A 248-nucleotide genomic window follows, 5' to 3' on the forward strand; every position below is an offset into this window, starting at 1 on the left:
GGAACCTGGGACCCCGGATCGTTATCACCCGGGAGGTGACCCTCTTCTCGGACGGCCACGCCGGGGACTGGGCCCCGGAATTCCACGAGGCGATGGAGGAGCTCTCCGAGACCGCCCATCGCGCCTACCGCAGCCTGGTGTACGATACGCCCGGGTTCGACGAATTCTTCCGCGCCGCCACCCCGATCCGGGAGCTGTCCGAGCTCAACATCTGCAGCCGGCCGGCGTCCCGCAAGCCTTCCCAGCGC

General features: G+C 69.0%; 1 protein-coding gene. It reads left to right on the forward strand.

What is annotated here, in order from left to right:
• Positions 1 to 248: phosphoenolpyruvate carboxylase (locus ACTFO6_RS19315; protein WP_439935937.1), on the forward strand; the 248-nt coding region annotated here is incomplete at both ends.

The organism is Pelomicrobium sp. G1 (assembly GCF_051905455.1).
Classification (GTDB): domain Bacteria; phylum Pseudomonadota; class Gammaproteobacteria; order Burkholderiales; family UBA6910; genus Pelomicrobium.